The 25,141-nt window shown below is 38.8% G+C and carries 20 protein-coding genes, 1 tRNA gene and 1 pseudogene; 14 read left to right on the forward strand and 8 right to left on the reverse strand.

Annotation, left to right across the window (positions count from 1 at the left end; all coding sequences use genetic code 11):
• Nucleotides 1–77: 77 nt before the first annotated feature.
• Nucleotides 78–2,252, reverse strand: coding sequence for a glutamine synthetase III family protein (locus DHW03_RS02250; protein ID WP_109924119.1), 2,175 nt, complete (start codon nt 2,250–2,252; stop codon nt 78–80).
• Between the two features lie 202 nt (nt 2,253–2,454).
• Here DHW03_RS02250 and DHW03_RS02255 point away from each other — a divergent pair, with 202 nt between their 5' ends.
• Nucleotides 2,455–3,297: an energy transducer TonB gene (locus DHW03_RS02255; protein ID WP_109924120.1), complete on the forward strand. Its 843-nt coding sequence runs from the start codon at nt 2,455–2,457 to the stop codon at nt 3,295–3,297.
• Between the two features lie 221 nt (nt 3,298–3,518).
• Here DHW03_RS02255 and purL read toward each other — a convergent pair whose 3' ends face one another.
• The gene (gene purL / locus DHW03_RS02260; protein ID WP_109924121.1) at nt 3,519–7,256 is read right to left on the reverse strand and encodes a phosphoribosylformylglycinamidine synthase; all 3,738 of its coding nucleotides are present in this window, start codon (nt 7,254–7,256) and stop codon (nt 3,519–3,521) included.
• 276 nt (nt 7,257–7,532) lie between these two features.
• On the opposite strand from purL, the gene gloA2 reads away from it, so the two are divergent.
• The 4 genes from gloA2 (at nt 7,533) to fbp (ending at nt 10,365) form a co-directional block, all read left to right on the forward strand.
• Nucleotides 7,533–7,919, forward strand: a complete 387-nt coding sequence (gene gloA2, locus DHW03_RS02265) for an SMU1112c/YaeR family gloxylase I-like metalloprotein (protein WP_109924122.1) — start codon at nt 7,533–7,535, stop codon at nt 7,917–7,919.
• A gap of 50 nt (nt 7,920–7,969) precedes the next feature.
• Nucleotides 7,970–8,671, forward strand: coding sequence for a tRNA1(Val) (adenine(37)-N6)-methyltransferase (locus DHW03_RS02270; protein ID WP_109924123.1), 702 nt, complete (start codon nt 7,970–7,972; stop codon nt 8,669–8,671).
• A 103-nt stretch (nt 8,672–8,774) separates the two neighbouring features.
• Nucleotides 8,775–9,266, forward strand: coding sequence for a metallophosphoesterase family protein (locus DHW03_RS02275; protein ID WP_109924124.1), 492 nt, complete (start codon nt 8,775–8,777; stop codon nt 9,264–9,266).
• 19 nt (nt 9,267–9,285) lie between these two features.
• Nucleotides 9,286–10,365, forward strand: a complete 1,080-nt coding sequence (gene fbp / locus DHW03_RS02280) for a class 1 fructose-bisphosphatase (RefSeq protein ID WP_109924125.1) — start codon at nt 9,286–9,288, stop codon at nt 10,363–10,365.
• Nucleotides 10,366–10,419: 54 nt separating this feature from the next.
• Here the strand turns inward: fbp and rnhA are convergent, their stop codons facing one another.
• Nucleotides 10,420–10,893, reverse strand: a complete 474-nt coding sequence (gene rnhA, locus DHW03_RS02285; protein ID WP_109924126.1) for a ribonuclease HI — start codon at nt 10,891–10,893, stop codon at nt 10,420–10,422.
• A 176-nt stretch (nt 10,894–11,069) separates the two neighbouring features.
• Between rnhA and DHW03_RS02290 the strand changes: the two genes are divergently transcribed.
• From DHW03_RS02290 to DHW03_RS02310, 4 genes and pseudogenes are all read left to right on the forward strand, one after another.
• Nucleotides 11,070–11,143: transfer RNA gene (locus tag DHW03_RS02290), tRNA-His, on the forward strand.
• A 482-nt stretch (nt 11,144–11,625) separates the two neighbouring features.
• The gene (locus DHW03_RS02300) at nt 11,626–11,856 is read left to right on the forward strand and encodes a hypothetical protein (protein ID WP_109924128.1); all 231 of its coding nucleotides are present in this window, start codon (nt 11,626–11,628) and stop codon (nt 11,854–11,856) included.
• An 80-nt stretch (nt 11,857–11,936) separates the two neighbouring features.
• Nucleotides 11,937–12,967: pseudogene (locus DHW03_RS02305) on the forward strand (DUF932 domain-containing protein).
• A gap of 158 nt (nt 12,968–13,125) precedes the next feature.
• Nucleotides 13,126–13,845 carry a hypothetical protein gene (locus tag DHW03_RS02310; protein ID WP_109924129.1) on the forward strand — a complete coding sequence of 240 codons (720 nt, stop codon included), beginning with the start codon at nt 13,126–13,128 and terminating at the stop codon, nt 13,843–13,845.
• Between the two features lie 34 nt (nt 13,846–13,879).
• Here the strand turns inward: DHW03_RS02310 and DHW03_RS02315 are convergent, their stop codons facing one another.
• Genes DHW03_RS02315 through DHW03_RS02330 form a run of 4 tightly spaced genes read right to left on the reverse strand, consistent with a single transcriptional unit; the run spans nt 13,880 to nt 18,671 of the window.
• Nucleotides 13,880–16,018 (reverse strand): hypothetical protein, encoded by a 2,139-nt coding sequence (locus DHW03_RS02315; RefSeq protein ID WP_109924130.1) that lies wholly within the window; start codon nt 16,016–16,018, stop codon nt 13,880–13,882.
• A 1-nt stretch (nt 16,019) separates the two neighbouring features.
• The gene (locus DHW03_RS02320; protein WP_109924131.1) at nt 16,020–16,478 is read right to left on the reverse strand and encodes a hypothetical protein; all 459 of its coding nucleotides are present in this window, start codon (nt 16,476–16,478) and stop codon (nt 16,020–16,022) included.
• Between the two features lies 1 nt (nt 16,479).
• Nucleotides 16,480–17,604 (reverse strand): hypothetical protein, encoded by a 1,125-nt coding sequence (locus tag DHW03_RS02325; protein WP_109924132.1) that lies wholly within the window; start codon nt 17,602–17,604, stop codon nt 16,480–16,482.
• Between the two features lie 2 nt (nt 17,605–17,606).
• Nucleotides 17,607–18,671, reverse strand: coding sequence for a ComEC/Rec2 family competence protein (locus tag DHW03_RS02330; protein ID WP_165825346.1), 1,065 nt, complete (start codon nt 18,669–18,671; stop codon nt 17,607–17,609).
• Nucleotides 18,672–19,518: 847 nt separating this feature from the next.
• Between DHW03_RS02330 and DHW03_RS02335 the strand changes: the two genes are divergently transcribed.
• From DHW03_RS02335 to DHW03_RS02345, 3 genes are all read left to right on the forward strand, one after another.
• Entirely contained in the window at nt 19,519–19,725 is a 207-nt protein-coding gene (locus DHW03_RS02335) for a hypothetical protein (protein ID WP_109924134.1), read from the forward strand.
• Entirely contained in the window at nt 19,722–20,273 is a 552-nt protein-coding gene (locus DHW03_RS02340) for a hypothetical protein (protein ID WP_109924135.1), read from the forward strand. Before DHW03_RS02335 ends, DHW03_RS02340 begins: the two co-directional genes overlap by 4 nt.
• Nucleotides 20,274–20,647: 374 nt before the next feature.
• The gene (locus DHW03_RS02345) at nt 20,648–21,859 is read left to right on the forward strand and encodes a DUF4932 domain-containing protein (RefSeq protein ID WP_109924136.1); all 1,212 of its coding nucleotides are present in this window, start codon (nt 20,648–20,650) and stop codon (nt 21,857–21,859) included.
• Nucleotides 21,860–21,889: 30 nt separating this feature from the next.
• On the opposite strand, the gene DHW03_RS02350 is transcribed toward DHW03_RS02345, so the two are convergent.
• Nucleotides 21,890–22,495, reverse strand: a complete 606-nt coding sequence (locus DHW03_RS02350) for a Crp/Fnr family transcriptional regulator (RefSeq protein ID WP_240618442.1) — start codon at nt 22,493–22,495, stop codon at nt 21,890–21,892.
• Nucleotides 22,496–22,646: 151 nt separating this feature from the next.
• Between DHW03_RS02350 and DHW03_RS02355 the strand changes: the two genes are divergently transcribed.
• Both DHW03_RS02355 and DHW03_RS02360 read left to right on the forward strand, forming a co-directional pair.
• Nucleotides 22,647–23,714, forward strand: coding sequence for an SDR family oxidoreductase (locus DHW03_RS02355; protein WP_109924138.1), 1,068 nt, complete (start codon nt 22,647–22,649; stop codon nt 23,712–23,714).
• A 293-nt stretch (nt 23,715–24,007) separates the two neighbouring features.
• Nucleotides 24,008–25,060 (forward strand): glycoside hydrolase family 2 TIM barrel-domain containing protein, encoded by a 1,053-nt coding sequence (locus tag DHW03_RS02360; protein ID WP_109924139.1) that lies wholly within the window; start codon nt 24,008–24,010, stop codon nt 25,058–25,060.
• The last annotated feature ends 81 nt before the right edge of the window (nt 25,061–25,141 follow it).

Genomic DNA, 25,141 nt, shown 5'->3' on the forward strand with positions numbered 1-25,141 from the left:
TTACGGGGAGAGCAACAAAAAGGGCGTTAAGTTTACACCTAACGCCCTTTTGATTTTAATTATTCAAGATTAAAATCTTATTTCATGAATAATAATTCTCTGAATTTTGGTAGAGGCCAAACGCTATCGTCAACAATTTGCTCTAATTTATCTGCATGGTAACGGATAATCTCGAAATACGATTTAACTTTTTCATCGTAAGCAATTGCTTTCTCACGCGTATCTTCAATTTTGTTGGTTACTTTACGTTCTTCTAGCATGGCATCGATATTGCTTTTCACAATTTCTAAGTGCTCATTTACTTTCTTAACGATATCAATAGAAACCTTACTATCTACACCAATTTCTTTTAATCCCTTTACGTTTGCGATTAAAGCATTTTGGTAAGCAATAGCAGCTGGAATAATTGCAGTATTTGCAACTTCACCCATTACACGTGCCTCAATTTGTAGTTTTTTATAGAAGTTTTCTAACATGATTTCATGACGGGCATGAATCTCACGTTTGCTGTAAATACCAGTCGATTCAAACAATTCTGCTGATTTCTCAGTCAAGTAAGCATCTAAAGCTTTAGGGGTAGTTTTGATGTTGGATAAACCACGAGCTAATGCTTCATCTTCCCATTCTTGGCTGTAACCATTACCTTCAAAACGAATTGATTTAGATTCTTTGATGTATTTTTTGATCACCGTTAATAAAGCAATGTCTTTTTTATCGCCTTTTTTGATCAATTTATCAACTTCAGCTTTAAATTTAACCAATTGCTCGGCCATAATTGCGTTCAAGATCGTCATTGGGGCAGATGAGTTCGCTGATGAACCAACTGCTCTTAATTCGAACTTGTTACCTGTAAATGCGAAAGGAGATGTACGGTTACGATCGGTATTATCCAATAAAATTTGTGGAATTTTAGGAATACCCAACCACAATGCATTATCTTCTTTGATTTTTTTGCTGATGCGTGAGTGCTCAATTTCATCCAATACATCATTTAATTGAGAACCTAAGAAGATTGAAATGATTGCTGGTGGTGCTTCGTTGGCACCCAAACGGTGGTCGTTGCTTACCGAAGCAATACTTGCACGTAATAAATCTGCATGCTCGCTAACTGCTTTGATGGTGTTTACAAAGAAAGCCAAGAACATTAAGTTGTTTTTTGGCGTTTTGCCTGGTGCCAATAAGTTTTTGCCTGTATCGGTAATTAACGACCAGTTGTTGTGTTTACCAGATCCATTGATGCCTGCGTATGGTTTTTCGTGCAATAAAACACGGAAATGATGACGACGAGCAACTTTTTCCATCAAATCCATCAACAATTGATTGTGATCGATAGCTAAGTTGATTTCTTCATAAATAGGTGCACATTCAAATTGAGATGGTGCAACCTCGTTGTGACGAGTTTTTAATGGAATACCTAATTTTAAAGCCTCGTTTTCGAAATCTACCATGTAGCTAAATACACGCTCAGGAATAGATCCAAAATAATGATCCTCTAATTGTTGGCCTTTAGCAGACATGTGTCCGAATAAAGTACGTCCGGTTAATAATAAATCAGGACGTGCGTTATACAAGGACTCATCAACCAAGAAATATTCTTGTTCAATACCTAATGATGCATTTACTTTAGTAATGCTTTTATCGAAATATTGGCAAACATCAACCGCTGCTTTATCAAGCGCTGCTAATGCTTTTAATAATGGTGCTTTATAATCTAGGGCTTCACCTGTATAAGATACAAAAACTGTAGGGATACAAAGTGTTTTACCGGCTTTACTTTCCATGATGAAAGCTGGAGAAGATGGATCCCAAGCGGTATAACCACGAGCTTCGAAGGTATTTCTAATACCACCGTTAGGGAAACTAGATGCATCAGGCTCTTGTTGTACCAATGCACTACCCGCAAATTTTTCAATTGCCCCGTCACCGCTTGGCTCAAAGAATGAATCGTGTTTCTCTGCAGTTGTGCCAGTCAACGGCTGGAACCAATGCGTGTAATGTGTTGCGCCAGCACTCATTGCCCAAGCTTTCATAGCTGTTGCAATTTGGTTAGCGTCATCAGTGTTAATTAATTCACCTTGGTTGATAGATGATATTAATTTTTCATACACGTCTTTAGATAAGAAATCTCTCATTTTTCTCTTATCAAATACATTAGAGCCAAAAAAGTCAGAAATTTTTGCTGATGGTGATTTAACTTCTGGTGAAATTCTGTTTTGAGCCTCTTTTAATGCGATGGTTCTTAAGCTTTTCATTAATTTGTTATGTTTTTTGTCAAAAATAGGATATTTTATTAATTTTTATAAAACAATCGCATTAAATATGTGAAATTTATTGAAAATGAAATAAAAAAATGTTTTTGAGATGGAAAATTTCATTTTTCGCAAATAATATAGATTTTTTAAAGTTTTATGGAATTGAAGATTTCTGAACATCATGCTTTAAAAAACAAAAGCTATGTTCAATTCTTCAATCAACGTGTACAAAACCGAGTGGCTCGATCTTGTATTTGCAGACCGCAACAAAAATTATGGCGCTTACGAACTTAGGTCTAAGTCGTCAACAATTATGACCAGAGCACTTTTCGTATCTGGAAGTCTTTTTCTCTTATTGTGTTTTTCTCCAATTATTTATGCAAAGGTTTTCCCTAAAGAACCGCTTGCAGATAACACTTCGAAAGTTATCGAAGTCTCCACACCTGATGTCATTCACGAAATGAAAAAGCCGGAGCCGGAAAAGAAACTGGAGCCAGCAAAAGCAGAACCTGTAAAAGTTAAAACGGTAAAAATGGTATCGAATATTGTTGTTGTAGATCGCAAAGACATCGAAGAACCACCTACAATAAAAGAGATTGAAAGTGCTGTGGTGAGCAACAAAACACAAGACGGGGAGATTAAACCAAATTTGGTTATCCCAACAAAGTCCGAGACCGGAAATGGCACCGGCGCTGGTACTCAGGAAGGAACTGGGGCTGATGCAGGCGTTACAGATGTATTTCTGGTTGACGAATACCCAGAGTTTATGGGAGGAATGAAAGCCTTTACAAAATATATGGAACGCAATTTACATTATCCTTCTCAGGCGATGGAGGAAGGGGTTAAAGGCAAAGTGTTTGTAAGTTTTGTAGTAGAACGTGATGGATCAATAACCGATGTGAAAGTGATTAAAGGAATTGGCTATGGTTGCGATGAAGAAGCTATGAAAGTAATCAAAAAATCTCCCTTGTGGAAACCTGGTAAAAACAGAGGTGTGCCGGTTCGGGTAAGATATAATATGCCAATTAATTTTAATTTGATGTAAAGAGGGGGAGTGATTTTTGAATGTCGGCTGGAATATCGAACAATTCGCCCCGCAGATCAAAGGGTTTTACACCTATTAATAATTTATTCACAAATCAATAAAAACCGTATTTGATAACGCTCCGTAATCAAAAGAGGAAAAGTGAGGTTGAATAAAAGGCTTGAGTTTTTGCTCAAGCCTTTGTTATTTTATGGATTTAAATTTATTTATATCAAGCCGTCTTACACTTGTTCTTCAACCCATTTGCGGGCGTTTACAAATGCTTCCATCCAAGGGGAAACCTCGTCATTTCTACCTTTTAGATAATTTGCCCAGTGCCATTGAAACAATGAACGCTCAATGTGTGGCATCATAACCAGGTGTCTGCCAGATTCGTCACACATCATTGCGGTGTTGTAGTCAGAACCATTTGGACTTGCAGGGTAGGTATCGTATGCATATTTAGCAACAATTTTATATTGCTCTTCGGCATAAGGTAATGAGAATTTTCCTTCACCATGTGATACCCATACGCCCAAAGTGCTACCTGCCAATGTAGAGAGCATTATAGAATCGTTTTCTGCCACCGTTAACGACGTAAAAATACTCTCATGCTTTCCACTTTCGTTATGCAGCATTTTTGGTTTCTCCTCGTGATCTTTATTGATCAGCCCCAGCTCTACAAACAATTGGCAGCCATTACAAATACCAACAGAAAGCGTATCAGGGCGATTGAAGAATTTTTCTAAAGCGATTTTAGCCTTTTCATTATACATAAAAGCACCAGCCCAGCCCTTTGCAGAACCCAAAACATCTGAATTGGAGAACCCACCTACAGCACCAATAAATTTGATGTCTTCTAAGGTTTCGCGTCCACTTATTAAGTCCGTCATGTGTACATCCTTCACATCAAAGCCCGCAAGGTACATGGCATTCGCCAATTCACGCTCAGAGTTGCTGCCTTTTTCGCGGATAATTGCCGCTTTCGGGCGGGGTTTGTTGGAGTCAATCACAGGTTTTTTCCCATCAAATTGATTTGGGAAACTGTATTTTAAGACATGATTTTTGTAGTTTTCAAAGCGCTCTTTTGCCTTCACTGCCCCGCTTTGTTTTGCATCCAACAGATAAGAGGTTTTAAACCAAACATCACGGAGGTGATCAATATCAAAACTAAACTGTGCAGATTGATTTTTAACTTCTAACCTAGCAGATGCATTCACTTCTCCAATTTTATGGAAATTTACGCCCGCCTTGCTCAAAATTTCTTCTACCGAAGCATCTCCTTGAAAAACCAAAGCAATATTTTCTGCAAAAAGCAATTTTACACTGTCTTGTTCTCCCAGAGGTGATAAATCAATGCTTGCTCCTAAATCGCGATCGGCGAAACACATTTCTAACAACGTAGTAATTAAACCACCGCTGCCGATGTCATGTCCTGCTTGTATTTTGTTTTTCTTAATTAATTGCTGGATGGTGTTGAATGCTGTTTTTAGTTTTCCTGCATCCAAAATATCAGGTGTTTCAGTGCCAATTTTATTTAAAATTTGGGCGAAAGATGATCCACCCAGTTTATGGCTGTCGCTAGATAAATTGATGTAGTAAATTGCCCCTCCATCTTTCTGAAGCACAGGTTCTACCACCTGCGTAATGTCATCGCAATTTGCGCCAGCAGAAATAATTACCGTACCAGGCGCAATTACATCACCATCTTGATATTTTTGTTTCATCGATAAAGAATCTTTTCCCGTTGGGATGTTAATTCCTAGGTCGATGGCAAAATCTGAACAGGCCTTAACTGCTGCATACAATCTGGCATCTTCACCTTCGTTTTTGCAGGCCCACATCCAATTGGCAGAAAGGGAAACGCTTTTTAAACCATCTTTTAAGGGTGCCCAAACGATATTTGAAAGCGCCTCTGCAATGGCATTTCTACTGCCTGCAGCCGGATCAATCAAGGCTGAAAGTGGTGCATGACCAACCGATGTAGCGATACCTTCCTTACCTTGAAAATCTAGCGCCATTACGCCACAATTGTTTAAAGGCAATTGAAGCGGACCAACACACTGCTGTTTAGCCACTCTGCCACCCACGCAACGATCTACCTTATTGGTTAACCAATCTTTAGAGGCTACGGCTTCTAATTGTAAAACCTGTTCTAAATAGGTGTTTAGCTTAGCTTCGTCATATGCAATTGGCTCATATTTACGTTGGATGGTTTGGTCTTCCATCACAATTTTAGGTGAGCTTCCAAACATGTCATTCAAATCGAAATCCATTGGTTTAAGGCCGGAGGTTTCGGATTTAAAAGTAAAGCGATGATTGCCGGTAACCTTACCAACGGTGTACATTGGAGAACGCTCGCGATCGGCAATTTTTTGTAAAGTTTCGATGTGATCGTTACCGATAACCAATCCCATTCGTTCTTGAGACTCATTTCCGATAATTTCTTTGGCAGATAGGGTAGGATCGCCTACAGGTAGTTTGTCTAAGTTGATTAATCCACCAGTTTCTTCCACCAATTCTGATAAGCAGTTTAAATGCCCGCCTGCACCATGATCGTGGATGGAAACGATAAAGTTTTCTTCACTTTCTACCATCCCTCGAACGGCATTGGCCGCTCTTTTCTGCATTTCTGGATTGGACCTCTGGATGGCATTTAATTCGATACCAGAACCATGTTGCCCGGTATCAGCAGAAGAAACCGCTGCACCGCCCATGCCAATTCTATAATTTTCACCACCAAGAATTACGATATTATCGCCCTCTTGTGGTTTTTGTTTTTGTGCCTGACTTGCCTTTCCGTACCCAACACCACCAGCAAGCATAATTACTTTATCGTAACCCAATTTACGAGCATCTTCTTCGTGCTCGAAAGTTAAAACTGAGCCTGTAATTAAAGGCTGACCAAATTTATTTCCAAAATCAGTAGCACCGTTTGATGCTTTGATCAAAATATCCATTGGCGTTTGATACAGCCACTTTCTTTCCGCTACGCCAGATTCCCAAGGTCTGTTTTCCTCTAAACGAGAAAGGGCAGTCATGTAAACTGCTGTACCAGCCAAAGGCAAAGAGCCTTGTCCGCCAGCCAAACGATCTCTAATTTCGCCACCAGAACCCGTAGCCGCACCGTTAAAAGGCTCTACCGTGGTTGGGAAATTGTGGGTTTCTGCTTTTAAAGAAATGACCGATTCGAAGTTGCTAACGGCGTAGTAATCTGGTACATCTGCTCTTTTAGGTGCAAATTGCTGTACAACAGGCCCCTTAATAAAAGCAACATTATCTTTGTAAGCCGATACAATATCGTTGGGGTTTTCTTCAGAAGTTTTACGAATTAACTTGAAAAGCGAGGTTGGTTGTTCAACACCATCAATTACAAACTTACCGTTAAAAATTTTGTGGCGACAATGTTCAGAGTTAACTTGTGAAAAACCGAAAACTTCAGAGTCGGTTAAGGGTCTTTCTAATTTTGTTGCCAGAGCATTTAGATAATCAACCTCCTCATCGCTTAAAGATAAACCTTCCTGTTTATTATAAGCAGCAATATCGGTGATTTCAAGAATTGGTTCTGGCTTTATATTGATGGTGAAAACCTCTTGGTGAAGCTGATCGTACTTTTGCGAAAGCATTGGATCGTAGTCTGAAAAATCTTCCGCAACTTTTTTAAATTCTTCTATTCGGATGATTCCTTGCAAATCCATATTTTGGGTAATTTCCACCGCGTTGGTGCTCCAAGGCGTAATCATTGCCGCTCTAGGACCAACAAAAAAACCTTTTAGTGCTGTTTCTTGCGAGATTTTGGCATCGCCAAATAACCATTCAAGTTTAGTAATATCATTGGGACTAAGCGATTTATCTGTTTGAAGAACAAAAACCGCCTGTGATTGACTTAAGAAGAAATGAATCATGCTTTTTTTTTGAAGATGCAAAAATAGCTTTTTTAATTTTAAAGCGTGAAGGAAAGGATACTCGAAATAGACAATGTGGAAATAATGATATGATTGTGGAAATTGATTTGAACCCCAGCCTTGTTGAAGCTTGAAATTTTAATGAATTTGCTAAAATTTTGATGGAAAGTAAAGTGTTAAGCTAAAAAACTACGCCTTTTTGCGCAACTTTGCCACATTCACTCATTCATTCATTCGGCACTCAATCATTCACTCATCCAATAATTCGGCATTCACTCACTCATTCATTCATTCATTCAATAATTTGGCATTCATTCAATAATTCGGCACTCATTCAATAAAACTCCTCCCATGTTCAATCGTATTCATCATATTGCAATTATTTGTTCGGATTATGAAAAGTCGAAAGATTTTTATGTGAACAAACTCGGATTTACCATAATGGCAGAGGTTTACCGGGCGGAGCGAAAATCTTACAAACTTGATCTGGCTGTAAATGGCTTGTATCAGATTGAGCTTTTCTCCTTTGAGAATCCACCCGCCCGACCTTCGCGACCAGAAGCACAAGGCTTGCGTCATTTAGCTTTTGAGGTAGATGATATTGAACAAGAAATTGAAAGATTAGCAGGACATGGCATTGTTAGTGAGGCGATAAGAATTGATGAATTTACCGAAAAGCGATTTACGTTTTTTACAGATCCAGATGGATTGCCGTTAGAGCTTTATGAAAAATCGTAATAAGTGTTGCTTGCAAGTTCAAATGGCTAAAATTTAGAAAGATAGTTTTAATGAGCATTTTCAAATTCAAACAATTTGAGGTCGATCAATCGGGTTGTGCCATGAAAATTAATACCGATGGGGTGTTATTGGCAGCTTCTGCTCATCAGCATGAACCTAAACGGATATTAGATATAGGAACAGGAACGGGTGTAATTGCCTTAATGTTGGCTCAGCGTTTTCCTAGAGCAATTGTTCATGCAGTAGAAATTGATAAAGAAGCATCTGAAACGGCGAAGAAAAACTTCAGCAACTCTAACTTTTCAAACCGATTATCGGTTACTTGCACTGCTTTTGAGGAATATGATTCAGTTGAAAGGTTTGATTTAATTGTTTCCAATCCACCATTCTTTGTGAACGATTTAAAGAATGCAGAAGTTAAAAAAGGAGTTGCCAGGCACACAACTGATGCTTTTTTCGAAATGTTGATTGACAAATCAGCTTCAATGCTGAGCGAACAGGGTACAATATGGTTAATTCTGCCCCTTAAGCAGGTAGATTATGTTATTAAAATATCTTCAACCTATGGCCTTTTTCTCCAAGAAATCATTCATATCCACTCCGATAACAGCAAGCCAACCTTTAGGCAAATGATTTGTTTGAGCAAAACAGCTGGCTCTAGCTTGGAAAGGGATTTTTACATTTACGAATCCTTGCAACAGCATACATCAGCATATAAGGACTTATTAAAAGATTTCTTCTTAGCTTTTTAATTGCCACTCGACAAATTGAAAGGCTATAATGCAGCTTTTGCTAAACTCCGTATCAGTATATTTGTTAAAATATCTTAAAATCTTTTAAAAATACTTCACTTCAATGAAAAAAATTGGTTTAATTTCTGATACCCACGGTTTTTTGGATGATGCGGTATTTAAGCATTTTGAAAGCTGCAATGAAATTTGGCACGCCGGAGATTTCGGCCCGAATGTAGCCAAGCCACTGGCCGATTTTAAACCATTACGTGGGGTGTTTGGGAATATTGATGACGGGGAGATCAGATCGGAGTTTCCGGAGCAAAATCGATTTAGCTGCGAAGAAATAAACGTCTTTATGACGCATATAGGTGGTTATCCGGGTAAATATGTCAAATCGGTAAAAGAAGAATTGTACACTAACCCGCCTAAATTATTCATCACAGGTCATTCACATATTTTGAAGGTTATGTTTGATGAAAAGATAAAATGTTTGCATATAAACCCCGGTGCAGCAGGAAAACATGGCTGGCATAAAGTTAGAACTTTGGTTCGGTTTTGCATTTCTGAAGAAAATATTCATACCTTAGAGGTTATAGAGTTATCAGGTAGATAATGTAAAAAATACACTAAGTATGGTTTGTGGCGTTAAAACACTAGGACAATTTATCATCGAAAAACAGGCAGATTTTCCCTACGCAAAAGGCGAACTTTCTAGGTTGCTCAGAGATATGGGGATAGCCGCTAAAATTGTAAATCGAGAGGTTAACAAGGCAGGTTTAGTTGATATATTGGGCGATATGGGCACCACAAACATTCAGGGTGAGGAGCAAAAGAAGTTAGATGTTTATGCTAATGAACAATTTATTGCTGCCTTAACTAGTGGGGGCGAGTGTTGTATCGTAGCTACGGAAGAAGAAGATGAGATCATTCACATCGAATCGCCAGTCTCTCAAAATGCCAAATACATCGTCTGCATCGATCCCTTAGACGGCTCATCCAATACGGATGTGAATGTTGCTGTAGGTACCATTTTTTCAATTTATCGACGCAAATCGGTTGATGGTAGAGCCACGCTTGAAGACGTTTTACAAAAGGGTACCCAACAAGTTGCCGCCGGATACATCATCTACGGATCTTCAACCATGTTGGTTTACACAACTGGCGTGGGTGTAAATGGCTTTACGCTAGATCCATCCATCGGCGAATTTTGTTTGTCACATCCGCAAATGCGCATTCCTGAAACTGGATATATCTATTCGGTAAATGAAGGAAACTATGTGCATTTTCCTGATGGTGTGAAAAAATACATCAAATATTGCCAGGTAGAAGATGCTGCTACAAAAAGGCCCTACACATCCAGATACATCGGTTCGATGGTTGGAGATATTCACCGCAATTTAATTAAGGGTGGAATTTACATTTATCCGACCACCTCTCGTTCTCCTAACGGAAAATTGAGGCTACTTTACGAGTGCAATCCAATGGCATTTATCATTGAGCAAGCAGGAGGAAAGGCAAGTACAGGTTTCGATCGTGTATTGGATATTGTACCTACAGAATTGCACCAAAGAGTACCTGTTTTTATCGGATCAAAATTAATGGTAGAAAAAGCAGAAGAAATGATGCGCCTTTACACCCCAAAATTAAACGCGCTGAGCGATAAGGCGGAAGCTACTCTGGAAGATTTAGGCATCATTGGCGGGATTGATTAAAGTATTCCGCCTCAATAAACGAATTTTCGTCCATTGAATTTGAAGTAAAGGAAGTTACAACAGCGTGGCTTTGTTTCTTTCCACTTCGAAAAACGTATCGATAGCCAATTCGGCTTTATTTTGTGATGCCGCAACGGCAAGGCGGTCGCAACGTTCGTTTTCGGGGTGATCGTTGTGACCCTTAATCCAGACGAATTTCACTTTGTGCAATTTGTACAATTCAAGAAAGCGCAGCCACAAATCTTTATTCTTTTTATCTTTGAAATTTTTGCTTACCCAGCCAAACACCCACTTTTTTTCGACTGCATCTACCACATATTTAGAATCTGAATAAACGGTAACTTGCTGATTTAAGCTTTTCAGTGCCTCTAAGCCTTTTATAACGGCAAGTAATTCCATACGGTTATTGGTGGTCATTCTAAAGCCACCACTCAACTCTTTGTAGTGTTGGCCTGCTCTCAAAATGGTTCCATAACCACCTGGACCTGGGTTGCCGCTAGCTGCTCCGTCTGTATAAATCTCAATCATAAACGTAGCAAATCTAAGTTTTTAGCTCCAAAACTAGGTATTTTATGTTTTTTTAATGTTCTGGATTAAATTCAAATAATTGAATAATAGAGTTTTAATGGTTTTTTTTATTTAGGAGTACAAAAATATTTGTAAGAATTATTAAAAGTTGTACTTTTGCGATACCAAAAAACACGGTGGTTGTAGCTCAGTTGGTTAGAGTATTGGTTTGTGGTGCCGAGGGTCGTGGGTTCGAGCCCCATCAGCCACCCCGAAGTTTTAAAGCAGTTCTGAAAAGAGCTGCTTTTTTCGTTTTAAATGGTTTTTATTTACATTAACCTATTTAGCAATCAATATGCTAAGCCTGCCATTTGTAAATTCTTAATTTGGATTTCTGTAACAAAGGTAATGTCTTGAACATTTTGTGGTATAGAAGTTATTGGTCAATTTTACAAACGCGCACACGACACGCGTGCGCCAGCGAGGATTTGGACGGCTTCGAGGTAAAGCAATTGGACGATGCGGAGGAAACCAATCTGAACCATTTCCAGCGTTGCGAGTTGAAAATTACTGATGATAACGGTAATACGTTCAGCACTAAAAACCCTTTTATCATTAACGAGGTGGCAATGAGTATCAAGGCACTTTGTGGGGTAAACTGTCAGAGGTGGAAGCGCAAATTTCATTGAACCTTTAAATTTTTATGCCTCCCGAGGATTTCGGGAGGCTATTTATTCACTAAAGTTTAAAGTAATGGAAAGCGCATTTATAGATTTTTTAGACCAGCTGTACCAACGAGGATATGCGGAAGATTTCAAGGAAAACAACCCCGATGCCTATTATAGCCAATTAGCAGAATTTGAAAACCAGTATAGCGATAAACACAATGACACATCATATGTATCTAACGGTTCGCGTAGAAGCCAAGACCGACCTGCCGCTAATCGAAGCCGTCAGGGAATTAGAAGACCAAACGCAAATTAGCGTCAGCAGTAGGCCAACTGTGGAAGTCCTGGAAACAGAGTTATTAAAATCCGAATTACCAACTTTAAAAACTAAAGACAATGGCACGCAATCTTAATTATAACGAGCAGACAGGCAAACACAGTTTTATGTCGGTCAAACACAAAGCGTGGCACGGCTTGGGTCAGATCATCACCGATTATCCGACCAGTAGCGAAGCCATCCAATATGCAGGACTAGATTTTGAAGTTGCCAAACGCTCGAACGTACACCAACTGTCCAGCGGTGTAAACATGATTTCAGAAAACAGCCTTTTTACCTTTCGCACCGACACCGAGCAGGTTTTGGGCGATAAGGTGGGGATTGATTACCAGGTGGTACAGAATACCGAGGTTTTCGGCTTTTTGACGACATTTTAGGAAATGCCACAGATATAAAGTATGAAACAGCTGGCTGTTTGTATGATGGTCAAATCGTGTTTGTAACCGCCAAACTGCCCGAATATATCCGTGTGAGGCGTGATGATCTGATTGAACAGTATTTAATGCTGACTTCTTCGCATGATGGTACGGGCAGCATTACCATTGCTTTTACGCCTGTGCGTGTGGTGTGCTGCAACACGCTAAATGCCGCTTTGAAAAATAATACGAACTGTATTAAAATACGCCACACCGCCAGCGCATCAGACAAATTGAAACAGGCACACCAAATGCTGGGCATTTCCAGTCGTTTAGCCGAAGAAATGGAAATGATTTATAACCGCTGGTCTAGGGTGCGGATTTCCGACCCCGAACTAAAAAGACTGGTACAGATGGCAATGGTGCCAAACCGTGATGTACTGGAAAAATTACGCATGGGGCAGGATGAAAATTTATCCAGTCATTTCAGCAACATAATTGAAAACGTATTGGAATATGCGCATACCAGCCCAACGCAACAGGAAGCCACGACGAAGGGAACGGTTTTCGGTGCTTACAATGCTATTACTGGTTATTTTCAGAACGTGCGCAGTTACAGGGACGAGGAAAGCAAGTTCAAATCCATTTTGTCGGGTACAGGATTGGCAAGGACACAGACCGCATTCAATCTCTGTACGAATTTTGTGAAACTGGGCACAAGCGCTTTAAACTAAGCTTTCGGCAATTTTTTTACTCTGTGAGTGGTCACCGAAATCTCGGGCGGCCCCTTGCGGGGCACAAGTGTTTGTAAAGTGTCTGATTAGGTATTGGAATCACATTTTATTTTTAGTGGTTAACTTTTCATAACTTGCCTTATTGAATTATAAATTAAATGATTAAGGCATCTTTTCTACAATACGCTTCTGATATTTTGGCTTCAACCAACTCCACGTTATCTTGGGGCAAATTAGTCAAATATTTTAATGCAAAAAGTGTTGACTATAATGTCGACATTCCTCATACAAGCTTGACTTTCCCTTCTACAGGCTTAGCAAACAAAAGAACTGGTTTTTATGAGAACTTGGTTCATTTTACTCCTGAACAGCAATTTGAAATATTGGAAGAGCTTTGTGATATTTATAATGAAGTTGCCGAGGTTACAGAGTTAAAAGGCAAGCTATATGCAATGTATGGGGGGGTTAAACAAAATACTGCAATAGCTGCTAGCGCCGAACTTGTAGCAGAAACCCAAAGTTTATTGAAAGATTTCCCTGATGCTGATAAACAATATAATTCGGGACTGGATAAAATAACAAAGGGCATTTATGAGCGAAATGCATTGGATGATCTCCGATTGAGCCTTGAATTGCTGTTAAAAGGTGTCTTGAACAATAGCAAATCGCTAGAAAATCAGAGAGCTTCAATTGGCGAATTTTTTAAGGTTAAAAATATCTCACCTCAAATTGCGAATATGCTTTGGACGTTGATTGACCAGTATTCTAAATATCAAAACGAGCATGTCAAACATAATGATAAAATTAATCCCAAAGAGATAAATGTTATTTTGGATCTCACTACGACATTCATGAAGCACCTTTTACAACATGTTTAGTATAACCAAAATGGTGCTTACTGCCCGGTTGGATTTAAGATAGTCTCACAATACTTTTACCATTATCTGGTAACCGAAATATATGATAATCTTCATTCACTTTTAATTTCGATAATAAAGCATCTAGGTCAAGTTTGTCTACAGGTTTGTCATTCTCAGTAATCAGTACTTTTTGCACAGATGTTAAAATGATAACCTGCCGATCCTTAATCGCCGCAGCTTTTTCAAATAAAGTCTGCAAATTTTGACTCCGTATCGAATGTTGTCCAGGTTCATCTAGCAACAATAAACCGGGATGGTTTTTGCCAGCTACAAGTAGGGTCAGCGAATACGCCCACATCGTCCGAACAAAATCAGAAGCTGAAGAATTTGTTTTTATCGATTGTGGTAAGTCACTTTCTGAATTAAATTTGAAAACTGGAAAGTACTTAAAAGGCTCATTCAGCTGAATGAAGATGTTGTAGGCTTGGTTGCTGTCATAACCCATGGGAAAAAGGTACTGGGTTTTAAAAATGCTTTCGAAATTAATTAGGATTTTTCGATCTTCAGCTACGCTGTTTTCCAATTTACCTTTCTTGATCAGTAAAAGTTGATATTCAGCTGCTACCTCACCTAAATTTAATAAATAACGATTGAAACGCATCTCCGCATATCGCAAATCATTAACTTCCTTCTCTAGGCGGACACGGTTTAAGCTATCTAAATCTGAGTAATCTCGATCATCTTCAATAAGTTCACGCAAGATTACTTTTATTTCTTCTTCTAATTTGCGCTGTTTATTTAGATAGTATTTACGCATGAGCTCCTTTTCTTCGATAATGGTTCGTAAACTGCTTATTGAACTTTTCATCATCCCTTGCTGTCCGCTGAGGTAGGAAATGTTTTGATCCAAAGTATATTTTTCAATAGTTACGCCTTCTGCTTTCATCAGGTCGTCTGAAACGGTTTGATGGCACGTGGGGCATTGATCAAACACATCGGTTATTAACCTCGATTCTTCAATCACATTTTTAATGCCCTTTTGAGCAATCAGTTCTTTACTGACATTGCCTAGATGCTTAGATATATTCTCATACTGTGATTTCTGGAGGTTGAGATTCGTGTCAAATTCTTCATAATTCTTCATGAATTCGATTTGCTGTCCGTATAACACTTCTAATCTTTCTCGGATGTGTTCCTTGTTTTCACCAACCTTCTTTACCGGTAATTGCATCAGTGCGTCCAACTTATTTTGTTGCTTTTCGCTGAGGGATTTGAGAGTTTTTTCCTGTTGATCTTCCTCATCTCTCACCATCAAGGCAACGATTTTCAGACTATCTTGATCAGGGGTTATGCTTTCCGGAAGTTCACGAATGTGTCCGTTCCACTCAGCTGCTAGGCCATCAAGATGTGTAACAGTGTGGTCCCACTTTTTTATCAATCGTGTTTCTTCCCGTTCAATGTCGTCTCTTTCGGTCGAGATGGCCAGTTCTTTTAGATTTAATAAAAACTCTACTACTTTTTCCTTTGCACGATTGATTCCGTAAAAAGGCATCGTAGCAAAAAATTCTGACCAACCTTTGGTTTGCTCGATAAATAATGCTGAAAATATAGATTGCAGGTAAAGAGGACTCCGCCCTTTACTGTTGATTACCTCTGGAAGATCGAGTCCGATGAATTCGGCCAACCAATGGTAAAAACCATATTCATCTGTATTATTATTATGGTTTCGGATAAAAAGCACCCGGACATTTGTTTCATTTGAAAGGTCTGCAATAGATGATTTGAAGACACTAGCTTTTTTGGTCCTTAAGTCTCCATGTTTATCAAACTCCCCTGAATTGATCATTCGAGCGATTGTTGTTATCTCACCGCGATCGTTTTCGATTTCCAATAATATACGCGACCTCGATACTCGATGTGTAATAATATCACCCGTTTTGGGATCACTTGTCTCAAATTCTGTTTTCAGTGCCTTACCAAGTGCTTTTTCGTTCATAGCACCAAGTTCCAACAACTCTTCCATGCCCAGGGCGTAGTAAATGCTTGAGCCTATAGTGGATTTTCCTCTTGAGTTTTGTCCGGCAATTATATTCAATCCTGAGTAAAAGGGTATGTCAAATCCGTACTTTTCCGTATTATCGGTTGAGCCTCCAGGCAGTATAACCAGTCGTAATCTTCTTAATTTGATCATCTCAATATAACTCCCATTTTTTATTTACCGCTGCTATCACGTTTTGCGGTACAATTCCGATTTCTTTAACCCTGCTAATATCATCGGCAAAGAGCCCTAATGCTTCGAGTTTAGTCAAAAAATCTTGCCCCTTTTCTTTTATTTCAATTTGTAGATCGGCGCCCCGAACTGTACGGCTACAAAAACCATTGATCACAGACAATGTGATTACTTGGTCTAAAGCAGGCTCAAATACCCAGGGCACAATAGAATGGCGCGTTTTGTTTTTGATATCAGTAAGAATTTTCTGATTCTCAATCGATCGTAATGCCCACATAAATAAGTGGAGCTTTAAGAAAGTAGCTGCGTAAGGCTTGGAACATCCGAAACGCAACACGGCCAACAGCATTACGATCTTATAGATCGGCTGGTACCTGAGTGGAACAGGTATAGCTTTAATATCCAATTTAACGTCGATCATGTCATTCTGTAAAGTTAAATGAACAATTCATTAACCACCAAGTAACCTTATGACGCGCAAGTTCCAGCGTGATTTTGTTGCTTTTGTCGCCCACTAAATCCTTGATATGTGTTGCAAAGTCAGCCTCTAATTTGAGTAAAAGATCTTTTGCTGCACCAGAGTCGGCAACAGTTCTAGTATAAGCTTCTTTAACTGATTCTTCGAAAGTTTCTGCGGTCGCTTCGTAGTCTGTTATTAATGTGCTTCGGTCACTAATTTGTGTGTTTTTATAATCTTGATTTAGAAAATTTATAATCCGATTGTGTGCATTTGAGTCTGCTTTAGCTTCGTTCGAAGACAGTATTCTACTTTTTCTTATAAGATTGTTGAAGTGTTCATCGTGCTGGCTGATCCAAATTTGAACATCTTCGTCTGTAATTTTTTTCTCGGATGCTTTTTCCCATAATGAGATTTGGCTTATATCACTTAAATCGACCAATTCTTTGGCTAAACAGGATTGGAGGTTTTTGAGCTTACAGCATTTAATATCATCATTAAGTGCAATTTCACCTATAACCTGCTTCAGATGGCCAAGTAGATAGACCTTGTCGGCACGGATAATATAAACGCCGCTGCCCGATAAGCCTTTCGCCTTCTTTGCTCCAGCTTCGCCAAATTGCTCAAAACTTTTGCCTTTCAGCGAAATCTTAAACTCGTTGGGCGAAATATCAATGACCGTTGCTTCCCATGTACGTGGCTCATTACTGTTGACCCCTTGATAACCCCTGAAATGAACTGGTTCGTGTGATAAGAAGTCATCTCCGCAAAATATCGTCATATAATCGCAGTCGATATTGGGCTTTTCGATCTCTAGCAATGCCCAGTCACCACATTTATCATATTGAACTTTACTTAGTATTTTAATGGGTAAAAATTCCGAAGTATAGTCATGTTGATATTCGGCGATGATTTGCTCACAGTCCAGGTCGGAATATTCGCCATTTTCTCCGTTGATACAATGCTCGGCAGTCAATAGAAAGTGTTTACCTTCGTGACAAACAATCACACCACTGCCCTGGTTTACCAGCTCACCGTCAAACAGGATTTTAGTCCTAACGCAGGATTTATGTAGTAAATTGTGAGGCATCTTTAGGGTACTAAACAAATATCATCAAAATATTCGGCATTCGCCATTTTCAGTTCTTCGGCGGTAAATAATAAACCGCTCGTCGCTGTGATTTCTGACAAAGGATAATTAAAATATAATTTAATTCGCTTGTTTAGGTCTCGCTTGGGATGATATAGTAATCGGGCAATAGTTTCCCTGTCTGGATGTTTTGATCGGCCACTGCCACCATTGGTTGAAAAAATAAAATTATAAGACTCTACCATATCTAATACTTCGATTGAAGTATTATTCTTGCTGCCATGATGTGATACCTTTACATAGTCAACTTTCAGGCGATTGTGGGTTTCATTATAGCCGAGTGCAACAAGGCTTTCTTTGATAACTTCTGGGCGAGAATCTGCGAGTAGTAATATGCTGAGATCAGGAGTACGGAGCACGAATGCGATAGACATTGCATTGAAAAGGTCGCTAGAAACTGAACTTGACGCTCGGAACGCTATTTTCGCAAGGTCCGTCATCGTGCCTTTCTTTATTTGCGATGGAGCATCATTTGTAATGGGTAAAGCCGCCATTTTATCTTTGTATTCTTGAGAAAGCTCTGGCCAATTCTCCGTTACTGCATTTAAAATCGCAGGTGTTGGTGAAAGTATTTCAAAGCAAATGCCATTACTACATTCATTCCTCATATTTGTAGTCACCCGTTCACTAAATATATGCTTAGGTACATTACGATCAATCAGCCATTTTTCTAATACTACTCCTTGCCCATAGGTGATTAGTTCTCCATTAGGGCCTATGGGTACAAGATTGGCACAATTAACCCATATCTTTTTGATGTCCATCTCAGCGAAGCGGGAGTTTTCAGCAAAGCTAATTAACCCTCCAATATGATCAGAATCGATGTGCGTTAGTATCATTAGGTCGATTACACAATCATCTTTGAGTGCATTTCGAAGCGCAAAATTAAAGGTAGTACTAGGCCCACCATCAATGAGTATGGTAAAGGGCTGTTCGTCGAGGTTAAAAGTTCTGATTAAGAGACAATCGCCATGATAAGCCTTTAAGATGTGTAATTTGGTTTGCAAATTTGAAATAATATTAATAGTGTTCGACTAATCTATGAAAATATTGTTCGAATTAATAATATTTGAAATGCTTTGATAATATTTATAGAATAAATATTATTCACAATAATTGATTAAGCACTTCAAAGTTTTATTGTTTTACCAAATATTGTTACGTGACACAATGCAATTGACTAGTAGAGTAAAATTTAATTAAAAGATACCTAGTAGAGAACTTTCAAAACTTCTCTACTAGGTATAAAATTGATTGGAAATATGCGCATGCGACTAAAATACGCTAACCGACTAATTTTTCATTGGTAAGTTGCGGATCGATCTCCATCATTTTCCCCTTTAGGTTTGCTAGACGAGCTAAATCGTACATAAAATCCGTCGACAGAAGCAAGGAGCTCCACCCCGAAGTTTTAAAGCAGTTCTGAAAAGAGCTGCTTTTTTTGTTGTTAACCAAACACGGATACAATTTTCATTTCATTGACCACCCTTACCTGTCTATCGGAATTTTTATAAGAATTCTTTTTTGTTTTTTATTTTGTTGCTGACAGGCATTGCTATAGGTTTAACTATTTGATTGATTTATAAATATAAAGAACTCTAAGAAGGATTAGCAGATGATAAAAAATGATTAGAATATTTTTGTTATGCCAGATAAGAGAAATAGTGGTAAATTAGTTACTAAAATCTAATGTCAATTTTTGGGAAGGGTATCCTAATATCACCTTTAAATTTGTTGATGATGCCAGGATGGTACATAATAGGACCTAACTTGTAAGTGCTTATCATGCGAAAAAATTGGAAAGGTTTTTGTGATGATCGATAAATACATTTATATTTGTATGTTAACATTAAAATGGCAGTAAATCACAAACAGACCCCAAAGGGTGTAAGGCTAAAATGGGCTCCGCTTAAAGAAGCGAGAAGTGTTAGCTTTTCTCGCGATTCTGTACAAGGAACTTGGGTCTTGAAGTTATCTGAGGGCAACTGTCCAGTAAAACCTTCCAGTGGTGTTAAATATTCAGGAAAAGGTCAATCAGACAAAAAATACCTGATTCCTTGAGGTTCAATGTACCTGGGTATCCATTAAAATTCATTCAAAAAGAACCCAGTAGAGATGCCTCGGCACATCAATTTACATATATCTATAAATTCTATTCACCATTAACCGGTTATAATTATATTCTTCGTGCAGATTATCATCAAGAAGATGTGTTTGCAATTAAATTCTATGCACAACCACATAAACACAGTGATCTAAAGTATTCTAACATTACTAATAGAGGTGATGTGCCGAATATCCTGGTTAGCTGTTTAAGTGTGGTCCCAATTCTATTGGCCAATCATCCCCAGGCATCTTTTGGATTTATTGGTTCCAGAACTGTGGACAAGGCTTCACAACGTGTCGAAGGTCATCAGAACACACAGCGTTATAGAATTTATAAAGAATTGGTCAAAGAGAAAATTGGCTCATTAACTTTTGAGCACGTAGACTATCAATCGCTTAGCGGTTATCTTCTCCTCAATAGAGCTGCAGTAAATCTAAAGGCTAAAGAAGCAGCGATCTTAACTATGTTTGCCGAAACCTACAATAACCTATTAGACGTTTGATGAGAAATGCCATTAATTCATGAGTAGCTTTTTATGATTTGGGGGGTGGAATAACAATGTGCATACGATGAGCGGTTGTTGTTATTCTAAAATTTTCGAAAAACCATCTATTCCAATTCGTTCGCAAAATAATTCTAATTACGCATTAACACCGATCCCAAGTTTTGAAAGCAGTTCTGAAAAGAGCTGATTTTTTTGTTTTCTGTGCATTCAATATCTCCATCTCTGCGTTGAGAACTCCAATTTCATTTTGGTAATTCGCGATTTAAAATCAGAATCAATCCTAAAAAGATGAAAAAATCTATTTCGGCATGCAGCCATTTTTTTCCTGATTGCGTCTTTACTTAAAATTAAATTCATCAAACCTATTTACCATGAACAAAGTTTATTTTCTATTCATCATTTTTATTTATAGTTTTTCAGCGAATGCACAGTATAAAGTGCAGCTAACCAATAAAGCAACGATAGGCGTGAGTACCAATATCGAAACCTATTTTTTTGCCGAGAAATTAGCAGTAGAAACCATTGACAACTATGTATTTGATATCAAAGGGGTAGATTATACACATCAACCCATTGTGCATTTCGCTTTCGAACATTTCAAGCCTTTCAAAAATGATCCAATCATCATAAGGATAGCCGAAATTTTAAAACAGGTGAGAGATACGCTTGGTGATAATGGACCAATCTTAGACTACTTGCTCAATCAAAAAGATTTCCCAGATAAAGGATTTCGCTTCACAAACAGTAGCAGGTCTGGAAGAAAACAACCAGCAGGCAAGTTAGGAACTCTGTTGCCAGAGCTTACAGACAGTTTAAGAAGATTTTACGTTAAGGCCGCTGTTTCGAAATTTATCGCCGATAACCGTAGCTTTTATGAGGGTGCGCTAAAAGAAATTTCAAAAGACATCAGCAACACAACCTATCCCGCAATTGAGAAATGGTATGGAAAGCGCTTTCCAGCCTATGAATTATACATATCATCGGCAATGCCCATAACGCCAGGAGAAGACAGCTATAGAGGCTATGGACCAGCAATATGGTCGCCAAAAGGGCAGATTCCTGCTATGATTGTAAGTACGAGCAAAATGTTGAAGCCCCAAAAAAGCTTAAAAGGCTATAAAGAATATGGTTTTGATAATCAATCGGTTACCCAGTTTTTAACAGTACACGAAATTTCCCATTCATTTGTAAATCCACCGCTGGAGACTTACGCTAAAAAACTTAAGGCCGATTCAGCATTATTTACGCCAACACTTCGAGATACCTTGGCTTCACGAGGCATCCGAGATTGGAACACCTGTGTAACCGAACACTTGGTTAGGGTAGGAGAAATTCGTATTGCCGTTTCAATGGGGAATGCTAAAGAAGCCAATCGATTAAGGGCGCTTCACATTGGAGATTATAAGTGCGTACTGATTCCGATGTTGGAAGAAAAAGTTAATGAATACGAGCAAAATAGAAAGAAATACCCCAATTTTGAGGTCTATCTACCTAAGCTTATTGATTTTTTGCATCAGCTAACGCCACAAAAGATAGATGAACAATTTCGCAGATATAATCACTACAAACCCAATTCCAAATAAGCCAAGTTATTTGAAGGAAATAGCCAAAATTTAATCCTTCCTAAACAGCAAGTTTTTTCTGATTCTACTTAATGTTTCTGGTGCAATGCCGAGATAGGATGCGATTAAATGCTGCGGAATTCGCTTGTTTATTTCGGGACTCGACTCTAATAGTTGGAGATATTTTTCCTCAGCCGTATGTGTGATCGAACTCATAAGTCTGCGTTCTTTCGTAACCAAACTGTTTTGATAGAGGATTCGAAAATAGCGATCCATTATAGGAACAGTTAAAGTAAGTTTTTCGTAATTGTGTTTGGAGAGGAGCATCAGCTCCGAATCCTCAATAGCATCAATATTGAAAAAAGCAGGTGAACCGGAAAGAAAACTGCTGAAGTCTGAAAGCCACCAACCCTCAAAGCCAAACAAACTCATGTGTTCATCGCCTTTTTCGTCGATATTGTAGGTGCGGAGCAATCCGCTTGCAACAAAAGCCAAGTGATTGCAAACCTCACCCGCTCTTAATAAATATTGCCTTTTTGTTAATCTCTGCTCAGTAAAAAAACCTTGCACCAAATCCTTATCCTGTTCGGTTAGGGAAACTTTTTGCGCTATGTGGCTAAATAGTACATCGATCATGATGGAATGCTTTGGCTTCAAATATAAGGTTTTAAAGGAGGATAGCACGAGTGGCAAGTTGAAGTATAATCACACTAAAAAATACATTCCTTGATCCAAATCAAGTTTTTGGTGCAGCCCAAAGGCTAAATTTGCCCAGGCCGAATTGAACGGCAAATAAGTTAAAGATCCTATGAAAAATATAGCATTGGTAATTGGCGCAAGTGGCATCGCAGGTAGCAATCTTGCCGAAACACTCATCAAAAAAGGGTGGGAAACGTATGGACTTTCGCGCAATCCGACCGATAATTTAGCTGGCTTGAAGCCTTTGGCAGCCGATTTACTGGATATAGAGACATTACATGCCGCCCTCACCAACCTAAAGCCCACCCATGTTTTCATCACCACATGGATGCGGAACGATACCGAGGCAGAAAATATTAGGGTTAACGGATTAATGGTTCGCAACATCTTACAAGCCCTTTCGCCGAAACAATCAGTACAGCATGTTGCTCTGGTAACAGGATTAAAACATTATTTGGGTCCCTTTGAAGCCTATGCCAAAGAAGGGTTTCTGCCAGAAACACCTTTGAGAGAAGAGCACCCAAGACTTGATCTAGAGAATTTTTACTATGCTCAGGAAGATGAAGTTTATGCAGCTGCAGCACGCGATGGCTTTACCTGGAGCATACACAGGCCGCATACAGTTATTGGTAAGGCTGTTGGCAATGCCATGAATATGGGTACAACGTTAGCGGTATATGCATCCATATGCAAAGAAACGAATAGGCCATTCATCTGGCCAGGGTCGTCTGCTCAATGGAACGGTTTATCTGATGTTACGGACTCGAAAGTGCTGGCAGAACATTTAATCTGGGCATCTACTACGGATTTGGCACGCAATCAAGCCTATAACGTTGTAAATGGAGATGTTTTCAGATGGAGCCGGCTTTGGTATCGCATTGCTGATTATTTCGGCGTACAGGCAATTGGTTTTGATTCCAAAATCCAACCACTTGAGCTAGAAATGCAAAATGATGCCAGCGTTTGGGAAGAAATTGCCCAAAAATACAATTTGCAGGAAAAAGCCCTTAGCAGACTGAGCACGCCCTGGCATACCGACCTGGATTTAGGAAGACCAATTGAAGTGATGACAAGCATGAACAAAAGTAGAAAAATGGGATTCAACCTATTTCAAGATACTGAGGACACTTTCTATGCTCTTTTTGATCAGCTCCGTGAAGCCAAGCTAATCCCCTAATCATTGCGGTTTTGATGTAAAAAAAAGTATGCACTATAATTCATTTTGCATCCGAACTTGCTCAATATTTTTTCGCAAGAATATAATTGTGGTGAGTTCGGGATAGCATATTTTTCATTAATGAAATAAGGTCTTTTCTTACAGATTATTGCTAATCCGCAGGTGACAACGATGATAGTTGAAACTCCATGCTGATTATTTCCCATCTAAAACAACGATGTTAAAATAAACTTTAAAAAAATAGCGCATTGTATTAAAACGTTTTAGTTAAATTAGCACATTAGATAATAATTATGAGATACCTATTTATTTTGTTTACGTGCTTCAGCATAAGCACTTCCTATGCGCAAAGCAGATGGACAACCGATCAGGCGAATGCTTGGTACAAAAAGCAACCCTGGATGACAGGCTGTAATTATCAACCCGCAACAGCCATCAATCAGTTGGAAATGTTTCAAGCTGCAACATTTGATCCTTCACAAATTGATAAAGAACTCGGCTGGGCGCAGGAACTTGGTTTTAATACCATGCGAGTGTTTCTTCATCATGTGGCCTGGACATCAGATAAAGATGGATTCAAAAAAAGATTAAATAATTATCTTGATATTTCTGCTAAACACAATGTAAAAACCATCTTCGTTTTTTTTGACGATTGCTGGAACGACAAATATGCCGCAGGTAAACAACCACAACCTAAAACTGGAACCCATAACAGCGGCTGGGTTCGCGATCCGGGTACAGATATCCGAAACAATCCAGACAGTTTGAAAATGCTGGAAAGTTATGTAAAGGACATTATGACCGCACATAAAGATGATAAAAGAATCGTAATGTGGGATTTGTACAACGAGCCAGGCAATAGCGGTTATGTAGATAAGAGCTTAAATCTTTTAAAACAGGTTTTTGCTTGGGCTAAAGAAGTAAATCCGAGTCAACCCTTAACATCAGGAGTGTGGAATTATGGAAATAACTTCGATAACCTAAACAAATTTCAACTGGAAAATTCAGACATTATCACTTATCACCATTATGGATACGTAGATCGCCATGAAGCAAAAATTGCGGAGCTGAAAGCATACAAAAGACCCCTTGTTTGTACGGAATACATGGCGAGGAGAAATGGGAGCCTATTTCAAACCGTTTTACCGATGTTAAAAGCAGAACAAGTTGGCGCCATTAATTGGGGTTTTGTTTCGGGTAAAACCAATACCATTTACGCTTGGGATACCCCAATGGCAGGAGGGGAAGAACCAGAATTGTGGTTCCATGATATTTACAGGCAAGATAAAACGCCTTTTAGCCAAAATGAGGTGAATACCATCAAAGCACTAAACGGAAAGAAATAGTTTTTCGTTTTCACGCCATCATACCTTTAGAGGAAGTGAAATAATGCTTCCTCTAATTTTTATGGTAAATGGCAGTCAATT

Origin of the sequence: Pedobacter yonginensis (assembly GCF_003173595.1) — a bacterium.
Taxonomy (GTDB): Bacteria; Bacteroidota; Bacteroidia; order Sphingobacteriales; family Sphingobacteriaceae; genus Pedobacter; species Pedobacter yonginense.